The sequence below is a fragment of the Pseudomonas sp. H1_D05 genome (genome assembly GCF_054682705.1).
Genome location: NZ_CP162825.1, coordinates 3,236,863 through 3,251,515, shown reverse-complemented (window position 1 = coordinate 3,251,515; position 14,653 = coordinate 3,236,863). Strand labels below are relative to the sequence as shown.

21 protein-coding genes are annotated in these 14,653 nt (G+C 59.2%); 7 read left to right on the top strand and 14 right to left on the bottom strand.

Annotated features, from left to right (window positions below):
• Nucleotides 1–6: 6 nt before the first annotated feature.
• The 3 genes from AB4O11_RS14610 (at nt 7) to tsaA (ending at nt 2,244) form a co-directional block, all read left to right on the top strand.
• Nucleotides 7–477: a YehS family protein gene (locus tag AB4O11_RS14610; protein ID WP_007908719.1), complete on the top strand. Its 471-nt coding sequence runs from the start codon at nt 7–9 to the stop codon at nt 475–477.
• 129 nt (nt 478–606) lie between these two features.
• Complete coding sequence (locus AB4O11_RS14605) at nt 607–1,377, top strand: SDR family oxidoreductase (protein WP_093436415.1); 771 nt, start codon at nt 607–609, stop codon at nt 1,375–1,377.
• Between the two features lie 168 nt (nt 1,378–1,545).
• Nucleotides 1,546–2,244, top strand: a complete 699-nt coding sequence (tsaA, locus tag AB4O11_RS14600; protein ID WP_460127284.1) for a tRNA (N6-threonylcarbamoyladenosine(37)-N6)-methyltransferase TrmO — start codon at nt 1,546–1,548, stop codon at nt 2,242–2,244.
• Between the two features lie 100 nt (nt 2,245–2,344).
• Here tsaA and fpr read toward each other — a convergent pair whose 3' ends face one another.
• A complete protein-coding gene (gene fpr, locus AB4O11_RS14595; RefSeq protein ID WP_007908723.1) occupies nt 2,345–3,124 on the bottom strand; it encodes a ferredoxin-NADP reductase in 780 nt (259 codons plus the stop codon).
• Between the two features lie 133 nt (nt 3,125–3,257).
• Between fpr and AB4O11_RS14590 the strand changes: the two genes are divergently transcribed.
• The gene (locus tag AB4O11_RS14590; protein WP_093436421.1) at nt 3,258–4,184 is read left to right on the top strand and encodes a LysR family transcriptional regulator; all 927 of its coding nucleotides are present in this window, start codon (nt 3,258–3,260) and stop codon (nt 4,182–4,184) included.
• Here AB4O11_RS14590 and AB4O11_RS14585 read toward each other — a convergent pair.
• Complete coding sequence (locus tag AB4O11_RS14585) at nt 4,181–4,543, bottom strand: diacylglycerol kinase (RefSeq protein ID WP_099758166.1); 363 nt, start codon at nt 4,541–4,543, stop codon at nt 4,181–4,183. The two genes, AB4O11_RS14590 and AB4O11_RS14585, sit on opposite strands and share 4 nt — an antisense overlap.
• Before the next feature lie 74 nt (nt 4,544–4,617).
• Nucleotides 4,618–5,268, bottom strand: a complete 651-nt coding sequence (erdR, locus tag AB4O11_RS14580; protein WP_095119237.1) for a response regulator transcription factor ErdR — start codon at nt 5,266–5,268, stop codon at nt 4,618–4,620.
• On the opposite strand from erdR, the gene AB4O11_RS14575 reads away from it, so the two are divergent.
• Entirely contained in the window at nt 5,261–5,419 is a 159-nt protein-coding gene (locus tag AB4O11_RS14575; RefSeq protein ID WP_157786312.1) for a hypothetical protein, read from the top strand. The genes erdR and AB4O11_RS14575 overlap by 8 nt on opposite strands.
• Before the next feature lie 72 nt (nt 5,420–5,491).
• Here AB4O11_RS14575 and AB4O11_RS14570 read toward each other — a convergent pair whose 3' ends face one another.
• Nucleotides 5,492–6,241 carry a tRNA-uridine aminocarboxypropyltransferase gene (locus AB4O11_RS14570; RefSeq protein WP_007908736.1) on the bottom strand — a complete coding sequence of 250 codons (750 nt, stop codon included), beginning with the start codon at nt 6,239–6,241 and terminating at the stop codon, nt 5,492–5,494.
• Nucleotides 6,242–6,427: 186 nt separating this feature from the next.
• Between AB4O11_RS14570 and AB4O11_RS14565 the strand changes: the two genes are divergently transcribed.
• Complete coding sequence (locus AB4O11_RS14565) at nt 6,428–6,853, top strand: PA3611 family quorum-sensing-regulated virulence factor (RefSeq protein WP_016985722.1); 426 nt, start codon at nt 6,428–6,430, stop codon at nt 6,851–6,853.
• On the opposite strand, the gene AB4O11_RS14560 is transcribed toward AB4O11_RS14565, so the two are convergent.
• A complete protein-coding gene (locus AB4O11_RS14560) occupies nt 6,854–7,048 on the bottom strand; it encodes a hypothetical protein (protein WP_077571372.1) in 195 nt (64 codons plus the stop codon).
• A 350-nt stretch (nt 7,049–7,398) separates the two neighbouring features.
• Here AB4O11_RS14560 and AB4O11_RS14555 point away from each other — a divergent pair, with 350 nt between their 5' ends.
• Entirely contained in the window at nt 7,399–8,517 is a 1,119-nt protein-coding gene (locus tag AB4O11_RS14555; protein WP_093436427.1) for an LOG family protein, read from the top strand.
• Between the two features lie 55 nt (nt 8,518–8,572).
• On the opposite strand, the gene recX is transcribed toward AB4O11_RS14555, so the two are convergent.
• From recX to AB4O11_RS14510, 9 genes are all read right to left on the bottom strand, one after another.
• A complete protein-coding gene (gene recX / locus AB4O11_RS14550) occupies nt 8,573–9,043 on the bottom strand; it encodes a recombination regulator RecX (RefSeq protein WP_093436430.1) in 471 nt (156 codons plus the stop codon).
• 8 nt (nt 9,044–9,051) lie between these two features.
• Entirely contained in the window at nt 9,052–10,107 is a 1,056-nt protein-coding gene (gene recA, locus AB4O11_RS14545; RefSeq protein ID WP_007908746.1) for a recombinase RecA, read from the bottom strand.
• A gap of 83 nt (nt 10,108–10,190) precedes the next feature.
• Nucleotides 10,191–10,691 (bottom strand): CinA family protein, encoded by a 501-nt coding sequence (locus tag AB4O11_RS14540; RefSeq protein WP_093436433.1) that lies wholly within the window; start codon nt 10,689–10,691, stop codon nt 10,191–10,193.
• A gap of 67 nt (nt 10,692–10,758) precedes the next feature.
• A complete protein-coding gene (locus tag AB4O11_RS14535) occupies nt 10,759–11,277 on the bottom strand; it encodes a lysis system i-spanin subunit Rz (protein WP_116254540.1) in 519 nt (172 codons plus the stop codon).
• The gene (locus tag AB4O11_RS14530) at nt 11,256–11,822 is read right to left on the bottom strand and encodes a glycoside hydrolase family 19 protein (protein ID WP_460127281.1); all 567 of its coding nucleotides are present in this window, start codon (nt 11,820–11,822) and stop codon (nt 11,256–11,258) included. The genes AB4O11_RS14535 and AB4O11_RS14530 overlap by 22 nt, the downstream gene beginning before the upstream one ends.
• A 36-nt stretch (nt 11,823–11,858) precedes the next feature.
• On the bottom strand, nt 11,859–12,113 hold the full coding sequence (locus AB4O11_RS14525; protein WP_460127279.1) for a hypothetical protein: 255 nt from the start codon (nt 12,111–12,113) through the stop codon (nt 11,859–11,861).
• Nucleotides 12,113–13,273, bottom strand: a complete 1,161-nt coding sequence (locus AB4O11_RS14520) for a glycine-rich domain-containing protein (RefSeq protein ID WP_460127277.1) — start codon at nt 13,271–13,273, stop codon at nt 12,113–12,115. The genes AB4O11_RS14525 and AB4O11_RS14520 overlap by 1 nt, the downstream gene beginning before the upstream one ends.
• An 18-nt stretch (nt 13,274–13,291) precedes the next feature.
• Nucleotides 13,292–13,738, bottom strand: coding sequence for a tail fiber assembly protein (locus AB4O11_RS14515; RefSeq protein WP_093436448.1), 447 nt, complete (start codon nt 13,736–13,738; stop codon nt 13,292–13,294).
• A complete protein-coding gene (locus AB4O11_RS14510; protein ID WP_093436451.1) occupies nt 13,739–14,635 on the bottom strand; it encodes a gp53-like domain-containing protein in 897 nt (298 codons plus the stop codon).
• Nucleotides 14,636–14,653 lie beyond the last annotated feature (18 nt).

Sequence of the window (14,653 nt, the reverse complement as noted above, 5' to 3'; positions counted from 1 at the left end):
ACTCACATGATTCATAACGACGTACTGCGCAGCGTGCGCTACATGCTCGACATCAGCGACAAGAAAGTTGTCGAAATCATCAAGCTCGGCGGCATGGAAGTAGCGCTCGCCGACGTAGTGACCTGGCTCGACAAGAAAGAAGAAGACGAAGAAGGTTTCGTGCGCTGCCCGGACGAAGTCATCGCGCACTTCCTCGACGGTCTGGTGATCTTCAAGCGTGGCAAGGACGAAAGCCGTCCGCCGCAGCCGATCGAAGTGCCGGTGACCAACAACATCATTCTGAAAAAGCTGCGCGTGGCCTTCGAACTGAAAGAAGACGACATGCACGCGATCCTCAAGGCCGCCGAGTTCCCGGTGTCCAAGCCTGAGCTGAGTGCGCTGTTCCGCAAGGTCGGCCACACCAACTACCGCCCGTGCGGCGACCAGTTGCTGCGCAACTTCCTCAAGGGGCTGACCCTGCGCGTTCGCCCGGCCTGATCCCCTTCTGCGGTGGCGACTGATGGTCGCCGCCGCAACGCATGACCGCTCATTCCCTCTGAAAATAGTGGCTCCGCTTTTCGCGGCTGACGACTAGGGTGTATTGATCCCTAGCACTCAGGACTCGCCATGCACCCGTATTTCTCCCTGCAAGGCCGCACCGCTCTGGTGACCGGCGGCACCCGTGGTATCGGCAAAATGATCGCCAAAGCCTTTGTCGAGGCTGGCGCGCGCGTCTATGTCTGCTCGCGCGACGCCGAAGCCTGCCATCAAACCGCGGAAGAACTCAGCGCCTTGGGCAAGTGTCACGGCGTGGCGGCGAATCTGGCGACGGAAGAAGGCGTGCAGGAACTGGCCGCGCGCCTGGGCGAGCAGATCACGCATCTGGATATTCTGGTGAACAACGCCGGCACTACTTGGGGCGCGCCGCTGGAGAGCTACCCGGTCAAGGGTTGGGAAAAAGTCATGCAGCTCAACGTGACGTCGGTGTTCAGTTGCATCCAGCAGTTTCTACCGTTGTTGCGCAAAGCGGGTTCGGCGGCGAACCCGGCACGGATCATCAACATCGGTTCAGTGGCGGGGATTTCTTCGTTTGGCGAGCAGGCGTATGCCTACGGGCCAAGTAAGGCCGCCCTGCATCAATTGTCGCGGATTCTCGCGCGGGAACTGGTGAGCCAGCACATCAACGTCAACGTGATTGCGCCGGGGCGCTTTCCGAGCAAGATGACCCAGCATATTGGCAATGACCAGCAGGCATTGGCCGAGGATACCGCGCTGATTCCGATGAAGCGTTGGGGGCGTGAAGAGGAAATGGCGGCGTTGGCGATCAGTCTGGCGAGTACGGCTGGGGCCTATATGACCGGGAATATTATTCCGCTGGATGGTGGGTTCAGTCTGTAGATCGGCGGCGCGGCCTTCGCGAGCAAGCTCGCTCCCACAGGGATCTTGTGCACGCCATAGATCAAATGCGGGAGCGAGCTTGCTCGCGAAGAGGCCAGCCCTGCCAGCACCAGACCTCATGCGGGACGGGTTATCATGCCCACCCCTGCCCCGCTTCGAATGCAAACCATGACTTACAGCGTCTCCCCCATCGGCTTCGTGCGCTCCTGCTTCAAGGAGAAATTCGCCATCCCCCGTCAACCGCAACTGGCCCCCGCCGCCCGTGGCGTGCTGGAACTGGTGGCGCCGTTCGATCAGGGTGACGCCGTGCAAGGGCTGGAGCAGGTCAGTCACGTCTGGCTGCTGTTTCTGTTCCATCAGGCACTGGAAGACAAACCACGGCTGAAAGTCCGCCCACCGCGACTGGGCGGCAACAAATCCATGGGCGTATTCGCCACCCGTGCCACCCATCGACCAAACGGCATCGGCCAATCGGTGGTGAAACTGGACAACGTCGAAGCCAATCGGTTGTTCATCTCCGGGATCGACTTGCTCGACGGCACGCCGGTTCTCGACATCAAACCCTACGTGCCTTATGCCGACATCATCCCCGACGCCGCCAACAGTATCGCCAGCGCCGCGCCGCAGTTGATTGACGTGCAGTGGAAGGACTCAGCACTGAAACAAGCGCACACACACGCTCAGCGCCTCGACGAGCCTTTGGTTGAGCTGATCGAACAGTGCCTGGCCCAGGATCCGCGTCCGGCGTATCAGACGCCAGCGCCGGAGCGCGAGTACGGCGCGCAATTCTGGGATCTGGATGTGCGCTGGCATTACCCGACGCCAGAGCAGATTCGCGTGCTCGAAGTCATTCCTGCCACGGCCTGAGGCCGCACCCACATGGATCGTGGCAGGCATGAAGGAAATGTTTCGGGCATAAAAAAGCCCCCATTGCCTGCATAGGCAATGGGGGCTTTTTAAGGGGGGCTTACTTCTCGACGAACGCACGCTCGATCAGGTAATCACCCGGCTCGCGCATCCGCGCCGAGATCTTCAGGCCGAAGCTGTCGAGCACTTCGCTGGTCTCGTCGAGCATGCTCGGGCTGCCGCAGATCATCGCGCGGTCGTCCTGCGGGTTGATCGGTGGCAGGCCGATGTCGCTGAACAGCTTGCCGCTGCGCATCAGGTCGGTCAGGCGACCCTGATTCTCGAAAGGCTCGCGGGTCACGGTCGGGTAGTAGATCAGCTTGTCACGCAGCGCCTCGCCGAAGAACTCGTTCTGCGGCAAGTGCTCGGTGATGAATTCGCGATACGCGACTTCGTTGACGTAACGCACACCGTGAACCAGGATCACTTTTTCAAAGCGCTCGTAGGTTTCCGGGTCCTGAATCACGCTCATGAACGGCGCCAGACCGGTGCCGGTGCTCAGCAGGTACAAGTGCTTGCCCGGGTTCAGGTCGTCGAGAACCAGGGTGCCGGTAGGCTTCTTCGAGATGATGATCTCGTCGCCTTCCTTCAAGTGCTGCAGTTGCGAGGTCAGCGGGCCGTCCTGCACCTTAATGCTGAAGAACTCCAGATGCTCTTCCCAGTTCGGGCTGGCGATCGAGTAAGCGCGCATAAGCGGGCGGCCGTTGGGCTGTTGCAGGCCGATCATCACGAACTGACCGTTCTCGAAGCGCAGGCCCGGATCGCGGGTGCACTTGAAGCTGAACAGAGTGTCGTTCCAGTGATGAACACTGAGGACACGCTCGTGGTTCATGTTGCTCATGTACGTTTGACTCCTGGAGATTGGGTCTGCGCTGGCTTTTGAAGGCGACGGTGCGCAATTGCATCGCATTCTAATAGCGACGACAATATCTGTTAACTGGATTATTAAGATAAGGGTTATCGGTTATATCGATATGCGATTTACTCTCCGTCAACTGCAAGTCTTCGTCGCCGTCGCCCAGCAGGAAAGCGTATCCCGTGCTGCGGGTCTGCTCAACCTCTCGCAGTCGGCCGCCAGCACGTCGATCACCGAACTCGAGCGCCAATCCAGCTGCCAGCTGTTCGACCGCGCCGGCAAACGGCTGAGCCTCAACGCCCTCGGCAAACAGCTCTTGCCGCAGGCGGTGGCCCTGCTCGATCAGGCCAAGGAAATCGAAGACCTGCTCAACGGCAAATCCGGTTTCGGCTCGCTGTCGGTGGGCGCGACGCTGACCATCGGCAATTATCTGGCGACCCTGCTGATCGGCAGTTTCATGCAGCGCCACCCGGAAAGCCAGGTGAAGCTGCACGTACAGAACACGGCCAATATCGTGCAACAAGTCGCCCACTACGAAATTGATCTGGGTCTAATCGAAGGCGATTGTAGCCACCCGGACATCGAAGTGCAGAGCTGGGTTGAAGATGAGCTGGTGGTGTTCTGCGCGCCGCAGCATCCGCTGGCCCAACGCGGCAGCGCGACCATGGAAGAACTGACTCGCGAGGCATGGATTCTGCGTGAACAGGGTTCCGGCACGCGGCTGACCTTCGATCAGGCCATGCGTCACCATCGCAGCGCACTGAATATCCGTCTGGAGCTGGAACACACCGAAGCGATCAAACGCGCGGTGGAATCAGGACTAGGGATTGGCTGCATCTCGCGGCTGGCGCTGCGTGATGCGTTCCGCCGGGGCAGTCTGGTGCCGGTGGAAACGCCGGATCTGGATCTGGCGCGACAGTTCTACTTCATCTGGCACAAACAGAAATATCAGACTTCTGCCATGCGCGAATTTCTCGATCTGTGCCGCGCTTTCACCGCCGGGGTGCAGCGCAGCGACGAGATCGTTTTGCCGACAATCGCTTAAAGCAGAATCACTGCCCACACCAGCGCGATCATGCTCAATGCCACGAATTGTGCGGCGCTGCCCATGTCCTTGGCGTTCTTCGACAGCGGGTGCAGTTCCAGCGAGATGCGGTCGATGGCCGCTTCCACCGCCGAATTCAGCAACTCGACGATCAGCGCCAACAGGCACACAGCGATCAACAGCGCTTGTTCGACACGGCTGACACTGAGGAAGAACGTCAGCGGAATCAGCACCACATTGAGCAGTACCAGTTGGCGGAACGCCGCTTCACCAGTGAAAGCTGCGCGCAGGCCATCCAGCGAGTAACCGGAGGCATTGAGGATACGTTTCAGGCCGGTCTGGCCCTTGAAAGGTGACATAAAGTAGAAACCAACCAAAAAGGAGTGGGAAAGCTAGATCAACAAAAGTCAAAAAAGCGTGAAGACGCCAGCCATTATTGGCTCGGAATTGACTCAAGTTGTTGCAGCAGTAAAGCCGCTTGCGTGCGAGTGCGCACATTCAGCTTGCGAAAGATCGCCGTGACGTGGGCCTTGATGGTCGCTTCCGACACGCTCAGTTCATAGGCAATCTGCTTGTTCAACAGGCCTTCGCAGACCATGGTCAACACGCGAAACTGCTGCGGCGTCAGGCTGGCGAGGCCATCGCTGGCGGCTTTGGCTTCGTCGGAAACACTGACCGCCTCGAACGCTTGTGGCGGCCAGAACACATCGCCATCGAGCACTTTGCGCACCGCTTCCTGAATCACGCTGAGGTCGCTGGACTTGGGAATAAAACCACTGGCGCCGAACTCACGGGATTTGACCATCACCGAAGCTTCTTCCTGCGCCGAAACCATCACCACCGGAATCTGCGGGTACTGCCCGCGCAGCATGACCAACCCGGAAAACCCGAAAGCGCCGGGCATGTTCAAGTCCAACAGGACCAGATCCCAATCAGCCTTTTCGGTCAGACGCGCTTCCAGCTCGGCGATGCTCGCCACTTCCACCAGCCGTACATCCGGGCCAAGGCCCAGCGTCACCGCTTGATGCAGGGCGCTACGAAACAGGGGGTGATCATCGGCAATCAGGATGTCGTATGTGGCCATTTTTCAAATGATCCTGTTTTTGATGGCAGACCCGGAGCATTCCGGTCTGGCCAAAGCAACTCAAGATGCCGCTTTCAAGCGATATCCACAGGGGCACGTTCAACGCCAATCAACAGCAAACACGGCGTTTCAAACCTTGGCCGCACCCTAATCGGCGCCAAGCATGCCCAGCGAAGACGGGGTGGTCAAGCAGCACGGCCGCTGGCTTGTACAGTATGGGCCACTATTGGGCCAACTCGGGCTGCGGCTTTCGTATATAGGGCAGCAACTCGGCGTGAGCCGGCGTCGATTCATTCATGTCCAGTTGCTGTTTGGCGCCGAGGTAATGCTGGCTGAACACGTCGAAATAGGCGTCCAACGCCGAGGCGGCATCGCTGTCACCGGCCAGCTCCAGGCACAACGCCGCGACTTCGGCGGTGCACAGGTGCTCACTGCGGGTCGAACGGCGCAAGCGGTAGCGCGAGAGTTTATCGGGCAGCAGACTGAGAATCGGCAAGCGATCGAAATACGGGCTCTTGCGGAAAATCTTCCGCGCTTCGGTCCAGGTCGCATCCAGCAGAATGAACAACGGGCGCTTGCTGCTATCGATCGCGACAGTATTGGTCACTCGCGACGGCTCCACGTATTCGCCGGGAAACACCAGGTACGGTTGCCATTGCGGGTCGTTGAGCAGCGCCAGCATCTGTGGATCGGGCTCGGTGCGCGACCAGATGAACGCGTGGTTATCGCGCACGACGTCGGCAATCAGCCAACCGGTGTTGCTCGGCTTGAACACTTCCTTGCCGGTCATGATCAGACACACGCCCGAACGCGTTTCGACACTCGGCCGCCAGGCGCACAGGCAATGGCTGATGATCACCCGGCAATCGCGGCAACGTTCGGAGCGAAAGCCACGGGCCTGAATCGGCTTGATGCCCTCGTCCTCGCGCTGATCGCGCAAGCGGGCTACGGCGTTGGGGGCATGATGGGTCACGGGCAACGCCTTACGGCAGGAAAACTCGACACGCACAGCACTCGGCAAGGCTATAAAGGCCGGCAGTTTACCAGAGCGGCGAGTGCAAACCTGTACCGTCCCGACCGGCTCCCCTATAATCCGGCGCCACTGAACGCACAGCCACAGGGCTGGTCGAACCACCAGTCACTGAATCAGGAGAGTTTCATGCTGCGCCTTATCGTTCCTACCGCTGCCATTCTGCTGGCGTCGTCCTTCACCGCTCAGGCTGCATCCCTGAGTGAGCAGAATCTGAACCGCGAGCTGCGCAACGTCGCCGCACAAAGCAGCGTCGGCACGCCACGCGCCATCAGTGAAGACATTCTTGATCAGGGTTTCACCGTGGAAGGCACGCAGTTGATCAACCACCTGAGCGTGCAGAAGAGCCACGCCGACAAAATGCGCGCTGACCCTAAAGCCGTGTATTTCCAGTTGGGCGCCTCGGTGTGCAACAACCCGTCGTTCCGCAAGCTGATGGCCAAGGGTGCGATCATGCGTTACGACTTCACTGAAGTGAAAACCAACAAAGCGATCGGCTCCGCCAGCTACCAGGAATCGGATTGCCCGAAAGCCGCCCCAGCGAAGAAGAAGTAATCATCGCGAATTGGCGCGCCGCTGTTCATCCTCGGCGCGCAGTTCGGCCAGCAAGGCCTGCAGATAGTGTGAACGGCGCTCGCCGCCCGCCAACCGCCGGCAGCACTCCTCTTCGAGACTGAGTTGATTGGTCTCGGCTGCCGCTTTCAACATCCGATACAACTGCGTATCGATCTCCAGAATCACTCTGGCCATATGTCCCGCCTCCTTGCCACCCACGAATCCTTGAATTGCATGCGCCTGGCCTACGGTCGTTGACGCAAAGCTGTCGTACGGCGCCTGTACGTTAGTTAATCAGAGGGATTGCCGCTTGGCGCACGTTCGGACGAGCGGTGAAGCAACGCGCGGAAAATCAATAAACGATTGCCAGCCAAAACTTTACGGCGCAATGATCAAGTCAGCGCAAATCCGTGCGAGGGTCTAGATTCAGTGTATTCCCGATCTTTTTTCAACGGCAGGCAAGGAACTGCCGATCGTGTGTTTTTTGCAGCGCGGCACTGACGCCGCTCGTCAGGGCCGACGCCCTGTGCAGAAGGAGACGTTGAATGCCTTACCAACCGAATGACTTGCTCAGTCGTCATTTTCAGGAAAGCGGCCCCGACCTCATCAGCAAGGTCGAAGAACAACTCAACCGTGTTTCCCCCAACAGCCCGAATATCCCTATCTACCGCGACATGATTCTGACCGTGCTGCGCATGGCCCAGGAAGACCATAACCGCTGGAATGCCAAGATCACCTTGCAAGCCCTGCGCGAACTGGAGCAGGCGTTTCGGGTACTGGAGCAATTCAAGGGCCGACGCAAAGTCACCGTATTCGGTTCGGCGCGCACACCGGTCGAACATCCGTTGTATGCGATGGCTCGCGAACTCGGTGCAGCCTTGACCCGCTCGGGGATGATGGTCATCACCGGGGCTGGCGGCGGCATCATGGCCGCCGCGCACGAAGGTGCCGGCCGCGATCACAGCCTCGGGTTCAATATCACCCTGCCCTTCGAACAGCATGCCAACCCGACGGTGGACGGCACCGGCAATCTGCTGCCGTTCCACTTCTTCTTTACCCGCAAGTTGTTTTTCGTCAAAGAGGCCGACGCACTGGTTTTATGCCCCGGTGGCTTCGGCACGCTGGATGAAGCGCTGGAAGTGCTGACATTGATCCAGACCGGTAAAAGTCCATTGGTGCCGGTGGTGCTGTTGGATGCGCCGGGCGGCACGTTCTGGCAGGGCGCGATGGACTTTATCCGCCAGCAACTGGAGAGCAACCGCTACATCCTGCCGACCGACATGAAACTGATGCGACTGGTCTACAGCGTCGACGAGGCGGTGGAGCAGATCAACCAGTTCTACAGTAACTTCCACTCCAGTCGCTGGCTCAAGCGCCAATTCGTAATTCGCATGCATCACAAACTCAGCGATCAGGCGCTGGAACACATGCAGGAAGCATTCGCCGATCTGTGCCTGAGTGACCAGTTTCATCAGCACGACTACGCCGGCGAGGAACACGATGAAGCGCAGTTCAGCCATTTGGCGCGACTGGCCTTCACCTTCAACGCGCGCACTCACGGGCGTCTGAGGGAGTTGATCGATTACATCAACCTACCGGAAAACTGGGCAGATTCCCAACCGCAAACAGCGCAACGCAGCCGCGAACCGTCAAAGGTAATTTGAGGGCAAAAAAAAACGGCCCGCTATTTTCATAGCGGGCCGTTTTTATTGAATCGGTTTAATCGTCCATCCCTCGACCGCTGAACAAGCGGTTGATCATCTCCATCGAGAACCCCCGATAGGCCAGGAACCGGCCCTGTTTGGCCCGTTCTTTCGCATCAATCGGTAAATGCCCGGAGAACTTGCGTTGCCACGTCTCCTGCAATTGCTCCTGCCAACTGATACCGCTTTCGCGCAGGGCGAGTTCGATATCGGCGCGCTGCAAACCGCGCTGGCTCAGCTCTTCGCGAATCCGCAGAGGGCCATAGCCGGAACGGGCACGGTAGGAAACAAAGCTTTCAAGGTAACGGGCTTCGGAAAGCAGCCCCTCTTCCGTCAAACGGTCGAGGGCTGTTTCGATCATCTGCGCCTCGGCGCCGCGCTGACGCAATTTGCGCGTCAGCTCGACTCGACCATGCTCGCGACGTGCGAGCAAGTCCATGGCGGTTCGTCGCACCGCGACGAGGGTATCGAGTACTGCAGTGGTCATCGCTGCAATCAGATGTCAGCGTCGGCCAGGTCGTCTTCAGTCTCTTTGACTGCTGAGGCCTTGGAGTCGATCACGGCTGGAGTAAGCAGCTTGTCACGCAGTTGCTTCTCGAGCTTCGCGGCGATTTCCGGATTGTCCGCCAGGAACTTGGCCGAGTTGGCCTTGCCCTGACCGATCTTGGTGCCTTCGTAGGCATACCAGGCGCCGGACTTCTCGACGAAACCGTGCAGCACGCCCAGGTCGATCATCTCGCCATTGAGGTAAATGCCTTTGCCGTAAAGAATCTGGAACTCGGCCTGACGGAACGGCGAAGCGACCTTGTTCTTCACAACCTTGACGCGGGTTTCGCTGCCGACCACTTCGTCGCCTTCCTTCACCGCGCCGGTACGGCGGATGTCGAGACGAACCGAAGCGTAGAACTTCAGCGCGTTACCACCGGTAGTGGTTTCCGGGCTGCCGAACATCACGCCGATCTTCATACGGATCTGGTTGATGAAGATCACCAGGCAGTTGGCGTTCTTGATGTTACCGGTAATTTTACGCAGCGCCTGGGACATCAGACGGGCTTGCAGGCCCACGTGCATGTCACCCATTTCGCCTTCGATTTCAGCCTTCGGTACCAGGGCTGCCACGGAGTCGACGATGATCACGTCAACAGCGTTGGAGCGCACCAGCATGTCGGTGATTTCCAGCGCCTGTTCGCCGGTGTCCGGCTGGGACACCAGCAGGTCGTCGACGTTGACGCCCAGCTTGCCGGCGTATTCAGGATCGAGGGCGTGTTCGGCGTCGACGAATGCGCAGGTCGCGCCGGCTTTTTGCGCCTGAGCGATCACGGACAAGGTCAGCGTGGTTTTACCGGAAGATTCAGGACCGTAGATTTCAACGATACGGCCTTTTGGCAGACCGCCAATGCCGAGCGCGATGTCCAGACCCAGAGAGCCAGTCGAGATAGCCGGGATCGCCTGACGGTCTTGATCGCCCATACGCATCACGGCACCCTTGCCGAATTGACGTTCGATCTGACCCAGGGCCGCAGCCAAGGCTTTCTTCTTGTTGTCGTCCATTAAAGTCCTCACGTAATCAATAAGGCCTGACGGCCAACACCTGTATAAGTAGCCAGTATTATTCCACAGCGTTCGCGGATCGCCTACCCCTGATTTTCGATTTCTCGTGCCGCTAGTCGCAAGAGCCCCTCTAGCGCGGCCTTCACCGTTTGTCGGCGGACTTCATCGCGGTTGCCGGGAAAGTGCTGAACCTCAGTGGTGACCGTCTCGCCAACGCCCCACGCCAGCCACACCGTACCGACCGGCTTGTTCGGCGAGCCACCGTCCGGCCCGGCGACACCGCTGACCGCTACGGCAAATCGCGCCAGGCTTTTGTCCTGGGCACCACGTACCATCGCCTCGACCACCTCGCGGCTGACCGCCCCGACTGTTTCGAACAGCTCGACCGGCACATTCAGTTGCTGAGTTTTCTGCCGGTTGGAATACGTGACGTAGCCAGCCTCAAACCACGCCGAACTGCCCGGGATCCGCGTGATGGCTTCGGCAATCCCGCCACCGGTACAGGATTCAGCGGTGGTGACGTGGGCATTGAGCAGTTGCAGACGTCGGCCAAGGTCGGCGGCCAGTTGAGTGATCTCTTTCACGGCGTGCTCCGGATCGTGTGGAATGCCTCCACCGTACACGAGCCGGTTGCGCTTTCAATACACAGACTCATTCAAAATGTTCGGGCGCCAGCGCTCTGATATACGCCTGACACGCCTGCAAGGCGATCAGTCCACGGTCGCCGGTGTCGGTGATGGCGATAATTCGTTGAGCATGCGCCGGGTCAAGTCGGGCGCGTACGGTTGCATGATCCACGCGGCCGGCGCCGGCGGTGGCTGGCACGTTGCAGCCTGGGGCGATGTCGCTGGCGTCGAGAAGGACTGACAGGCGCACATCAGCAGTGGCAAGACGATCGCGCAGGCGATCCTGATCACGTTGGGCATCGCTCAGCGCTCGATAATGGGTTTGTTCACTGGTCGCGAGCCGCTGCTCCAGCGCCAGGCGTTTATCCTGCTCGGCCTGTTGCGCGGTGGCGGCGGTCTGCGTCAGTTGATTAAGGGTTTCGGCGTTTAACCGGGCCTGCTCGGCCAGCTGTCGGCCGTAGCGCCACTCCTGAAATTGCCAGGCCGCTGCAAACGCAGCAGCGGCCAGCAATAAGATGCCGATCACTCGCCAGGGGATTGGCATAGCACCGCCCTCGCCCGCGCCCAGATTTCCAGGCGATCCTGCAGGCCGTTCAACCCGCCGTTGATGCGCCGGGTGATGGTGTTGAACTGGTCGCGATCGGCCAGTTCGTTCAAGCCGTTCTGTTCCCAGAACCATGCCGCAGACTCGGCGGCCCATTGTGGCTGTTCGAGCAGTTCGGGCAGGGACAACAGACGCTCATCGCCGAACAGGCCGAGGCTGCACTGACGGTAATTCGAACAGCCGGTAATCTGGATCAACCCGCGTCCGCGGTATTTTTGCCCGTCGCCGTCAGCCTCTGGTGTGTTGCCCAGACGCAAGGCCAACGTACCGGTGTCGTATTTGCTCAGGTATTGGTTGTTGCCCAGTTCGCGCACGTAGCGCAATTGCCCGGACTCGTGACCGACTTGCGCAAGGAACGCCGCGACGCGTTTGGGCGAGTCGATGTGACGGCGCGCCATCGCGCTGTTGAGTGCAGAAACAAAAACGCCCGCTTGGGAGCGGGCGTTAGGCATGATGTCGATAAGGTTGCTTTCAGTTATTTGCATAATGCTTGATCCTCCCTGGATATTGCCCCGATTGAATCACGGTTGACGGTTAATGCCTGTCAGCCATTTTTTTGCCAGAGTTTTCAGGGTGCCGTCCGGCGTATGTTCTTCGGGTAATGCAAACACCCAACCGAGGGTGCCGAAGTTGGCGGTCCAGTCGATTTGCGGTGCTGGAGTGATTTCAGTGATGTCGACCCAAAGCAGATCCGGGTGAAACATCTCGGCCATATTGCCTTCGGTGGAGAACAGTTCGACCACAGTGCAGTTGACGATGCGTGCGTAGGTTTTCATCAGGCGTACTCGTAGATGATCACGGCGCCTGAAGCACCTGCGCCACCAGGTCTGCCAGGTTGACTGGGTGCGTTGGCAATTCCTCCCGCACCGGAACCGAAACCGGAGCCTGGTGCGGCCAGAGAGCCTGCTGCGCTGTTGCCAAAACCGCCTCCACCCAACGGCGAGCTGCCACCGTGCCCAGCAAGGGTCGAGCCGTTGACAGAGATCCCGGGAGCGCCCGCGTTTCCCGCGCTGTTGACGATGTTGCCTCCACTGGCTGACTGGCCGGGATAGCCTCCGGTATAAAGTCCCATCCCCTGGTTCGCAACAAAGCCAATCCACGGCGACCCTCCACCACCGGCAGCCGAAACCAGCGAGCCGAAAGAGCTGGTGCCTCCTCCCCCGGCATTCGCCGCGGCCTGTCCCGCGCTTCCCCCAGCCCCCACAGTGACAGCCTGACGAGAACCAAGCGCCTCGGAAGGTAACCACGCTTCAGCATAACTACCGGAGGCGCCGCCACCCACGGTTGCATATTGGGAAGTTGTGGTCGCCCCGACTCCCGCACTTCCACCACCACCGCCCACAACCTTGACCAGAACGTGCTTCGTCCCGGCTATCGGCTCATAGGTGCCGGATACGGTAAACGTCTTTACCCCCAACAACCGGCCGCTCGCAGCATTACCACCGCTCGCATACACCAGCACCCAACTGTCCAGCGCCGCGCTGTACACCACCGAACACACACTGCTGCCGACAATCTCCGCTGGCCGCAATGCACTCTGTCCAAGGCTCAATAACGGCTTGGGCAGCAAGCCATTCGGTGCGAACGTGCTGGCTCCAGTGTTGGCATTACCAGCGGTAAAGCGCAGCGCCAGACCGTCCTTCAACGTAGTGATGACCGGCACGTAGTTGGCCATGTACAGATTGGCGGCGCCGATATCGGTCGCATGCTTGCCTTCACCGGCCTGACTGATTTTTTTCAGCGCCTGCAATAGCTGCGTCGCATCGGTTTCGTTTGGTTCAAGACCCGCAGATTTGACGACGTTCAACAATTCATCGGTAACGCTGTTGCCCCAGGTCGCCGGGATCAACGATCCGGGCAATCCCGCGACAACATCTTCATTGACGAACTTGCCGTTCACCAGCCCGACGCTGGGAGCGCTTTTTGGATAATCCATTTCAACTTCCCTGATGACTTACAGCGCAGCAGCCAACCACTTCGGCGCTACCGGCCGATGCTCGCCGAACGGAAAAAAGGAACCCTGCGGCCAGTCGCGCAATTCACGGCGATACGTCTGCAATTGGGCATATTGCTCTGTGGTCAGCGTCGTGCCGCCGCCGTCTTCCAACTCATCGCGATCACGCGCCACCAACCCGTCGGTGGCGGCCAGTTGCGCAGTGCGCCAACGGCGCTCGGCGTCAGCCGCTTCATCGGCCGAAGGAGGCGCAGGATCGACCAGAATCGGATAGCCGTTATCCGCACGCACGCCGATCACTTTTGCCGCAACGGCCAATTGCTGCAGCAGCGAGATCCAGTAAGTCTGAGGAATCTCGATGACATCGTCGGGAATGTCAGTTGAGTTGATACCCGGTACATAAACGCCCCGGGTGCTGGCGCTGAACAAAACGTTGAACGGATTCATTCAATAGCCCTTTGCGTAATAATTGATGCCCCAACCCGCAGCGACGCTGCCGCTGTAATCACGAACCTTGAGCTTGCAGCCTTGTTGCTTTCCAGAACCCGCAATCAGGATGACCATCGCCCCGTCACCGCCGGCATGAGTGGCCACCAGAGAAGAAAAGGCTGTAGGAAAAGAGATTGGGAAAATAACGTCGACTTCGCCCTTCGCATCAGTTGTGCCGACACCCCATTGCTCAATGTTGCCGCTGGCAAACCGTTGGTAACCGACGTTGCCATAGACGCCCGAATGGGCCGTGGCATAACGATCGCTGATCGACCCTCCGTACAGCCGCCATTGGCTCGCCAGTTTGATCAGGCATGCGGAGTCGCCGAGTCCGAGTTTCAGCGACCCGAACGTGCCGTTGCAGGTTTCAATTTGCTCGTTTGCTGCGGGGTTGATGGTCAGAACACCGTTGCCCGCATTGATCACGTGTAGCGTGCTGGCATGGGCAATGCCATTGATGGAGGGCAACGTTGCCGTGATCGGCGTTGCGCTGGCGAAACTCGCCACGCCCCCCACGTGGGCTACGGTCAGGACAGTGCTGGTCGGGTAAGAAACGAAGCCGGAAAACTGCAGACCCGCGCGGGCGACGAACTCGGTAGTGGCAACCGCTTTGCCTTGATTGAATTGCGGCGCCGTGACGAACAGGTTGTTGCTGCGCAGCGCACTGAGCAGTTGATTATTGGCGGCCTCCGTCGGTGTCAGCCCTGCGCTCTGGATGACCGTCAACAACTCTTGCGTAACACCATTACCCCAACTGGCCGGAATCAACGACCCTGGCTTGCCCGTCAGTAAATCTTCATCGACAAACTTGCCATCTACCAACCCGGCGCTAGGAACACTCTTTGGATAATCCATGATTCAACTCCTTGTTTA

Coding starts and splice junctions, on each gene's coding strand:
- recA (WP_007908746.1), bottom strand. CDS start 10,107: ATGGACGACAACAAGAAGAAAGCCTTGGCTGCGGCCCTGGGTCAGATC.
- erdR (WP_095119237.1), bottom strand. CDS start 5,268: ATGGCCACATACGACATCCTGATTGCCGATGATCACCCCCTGTTTCGT.
- AB4O11_RS14585 (WP_099758166.1), bottom strand. CDS start 4,543: ATGTCACCTTTCAAGGGCCAGACCGGCCTGAAACGTATCCTCAATGCC.
- AB4O11_RS14515 (WP_093436448.1), bottom strand. CDS start 13,738: ATGAATCCGTTCAACGTTTTGTTCAGCGCCAGCACCCGGGGCGTTTAT.
- AB4O11_RS14560 (WP_077571372.1), bottom strand. CDS start 7,048: ATGGCCAGAGTGATTCTGGAGATCGATACGCAGTTGTATCGGATGTTG.
- AB4O11_RS14535 (WP_116254540.1), bottom strand. CDS start 11,277: ATGCCAATCCCCTGGCGAGTGATCGGCATCTTATTGCTGGCCGCTGCT.
- AB4O11_RS14590 (WP_093436421.1), top strand. CDS start 3,258: ATGCGATTTACTCTCCGTCAACTGCAAGTCTTCGTCGCCGTCGCCCAG.
- fpr (WP_007908723.1), bottom strand. CDS start 3,124: ATGAGCAACATGAACCACGAGCGTGTCCTCAGTGTTCATCACTGGAAC.
- tsaA (WP_460127284.1), top strand. CDS start 1,546: ATGACTTACAGCGTCTCCCCCATCGGCTTCGTGCGCTCCTGCTTCAAG.
- AB4O11_RS14525 (WP_460127279.1), bottom strand. CDS start 12,113: ATGAAAACCTACGCACGCATCGTCAACTGCACTGTGGTCGAACTGTTC.
- AB4O11_RS14555 (WP_093436427.1), top strand. CDS start 7,399: ATGCCTTACCAACCGAATGACTTGCTCAGTCGTCATTTTCAGGAAAGC.
- AB4O11_RS14530 (WP_460127281.1), bottom strand. CDS start 11,822: ATGCAAATAACTGAAAGCAACCTTATCGACATCATGCCTAACGCCCGC.
- recX (WP_093436430.1), bottom strand. CDS start 9,043: ATGACCACTGCAGTACTCGATACCCTCGTCGCGGTGCGACGAACCGCC.
- AB4O11_RS14565 (WP_016985722.1), top strand. CDS start 6,428: ATGCTGCGCCTTATCGTTCCTACCGCTGCCATTCTGCTGGCGTCGTCC.
- AB4O11_RS14520 (WP_460127277.1), bottom strand. CDS start 13,273: ATGGATTATCCAAAAAGCGCTCCCAGCGTCGGGCTGGTGAACGGCAAG.
- AB4O11_RS14610 (WP_007908719.1), top strand. CDS start 7: ATGATTCATAACGACGTACTGCGCAGCGTGCGCTACATGCTCGACATC.
- AB4O11_RS14605 (WP_093436415.1), top strand. CDS start 607: ATGCACCCGTATTTCTCCCTGCAAGGCCGCACCGCTCTGGTGACCGGC.
- AB4O11_RS14510 (WP_093436451.1), bottom strand. CDS start 14,635: ATGGATTATCCAAAGAGTGTTCCTAGCGCCGGGTTGGTAGATGGCAAG.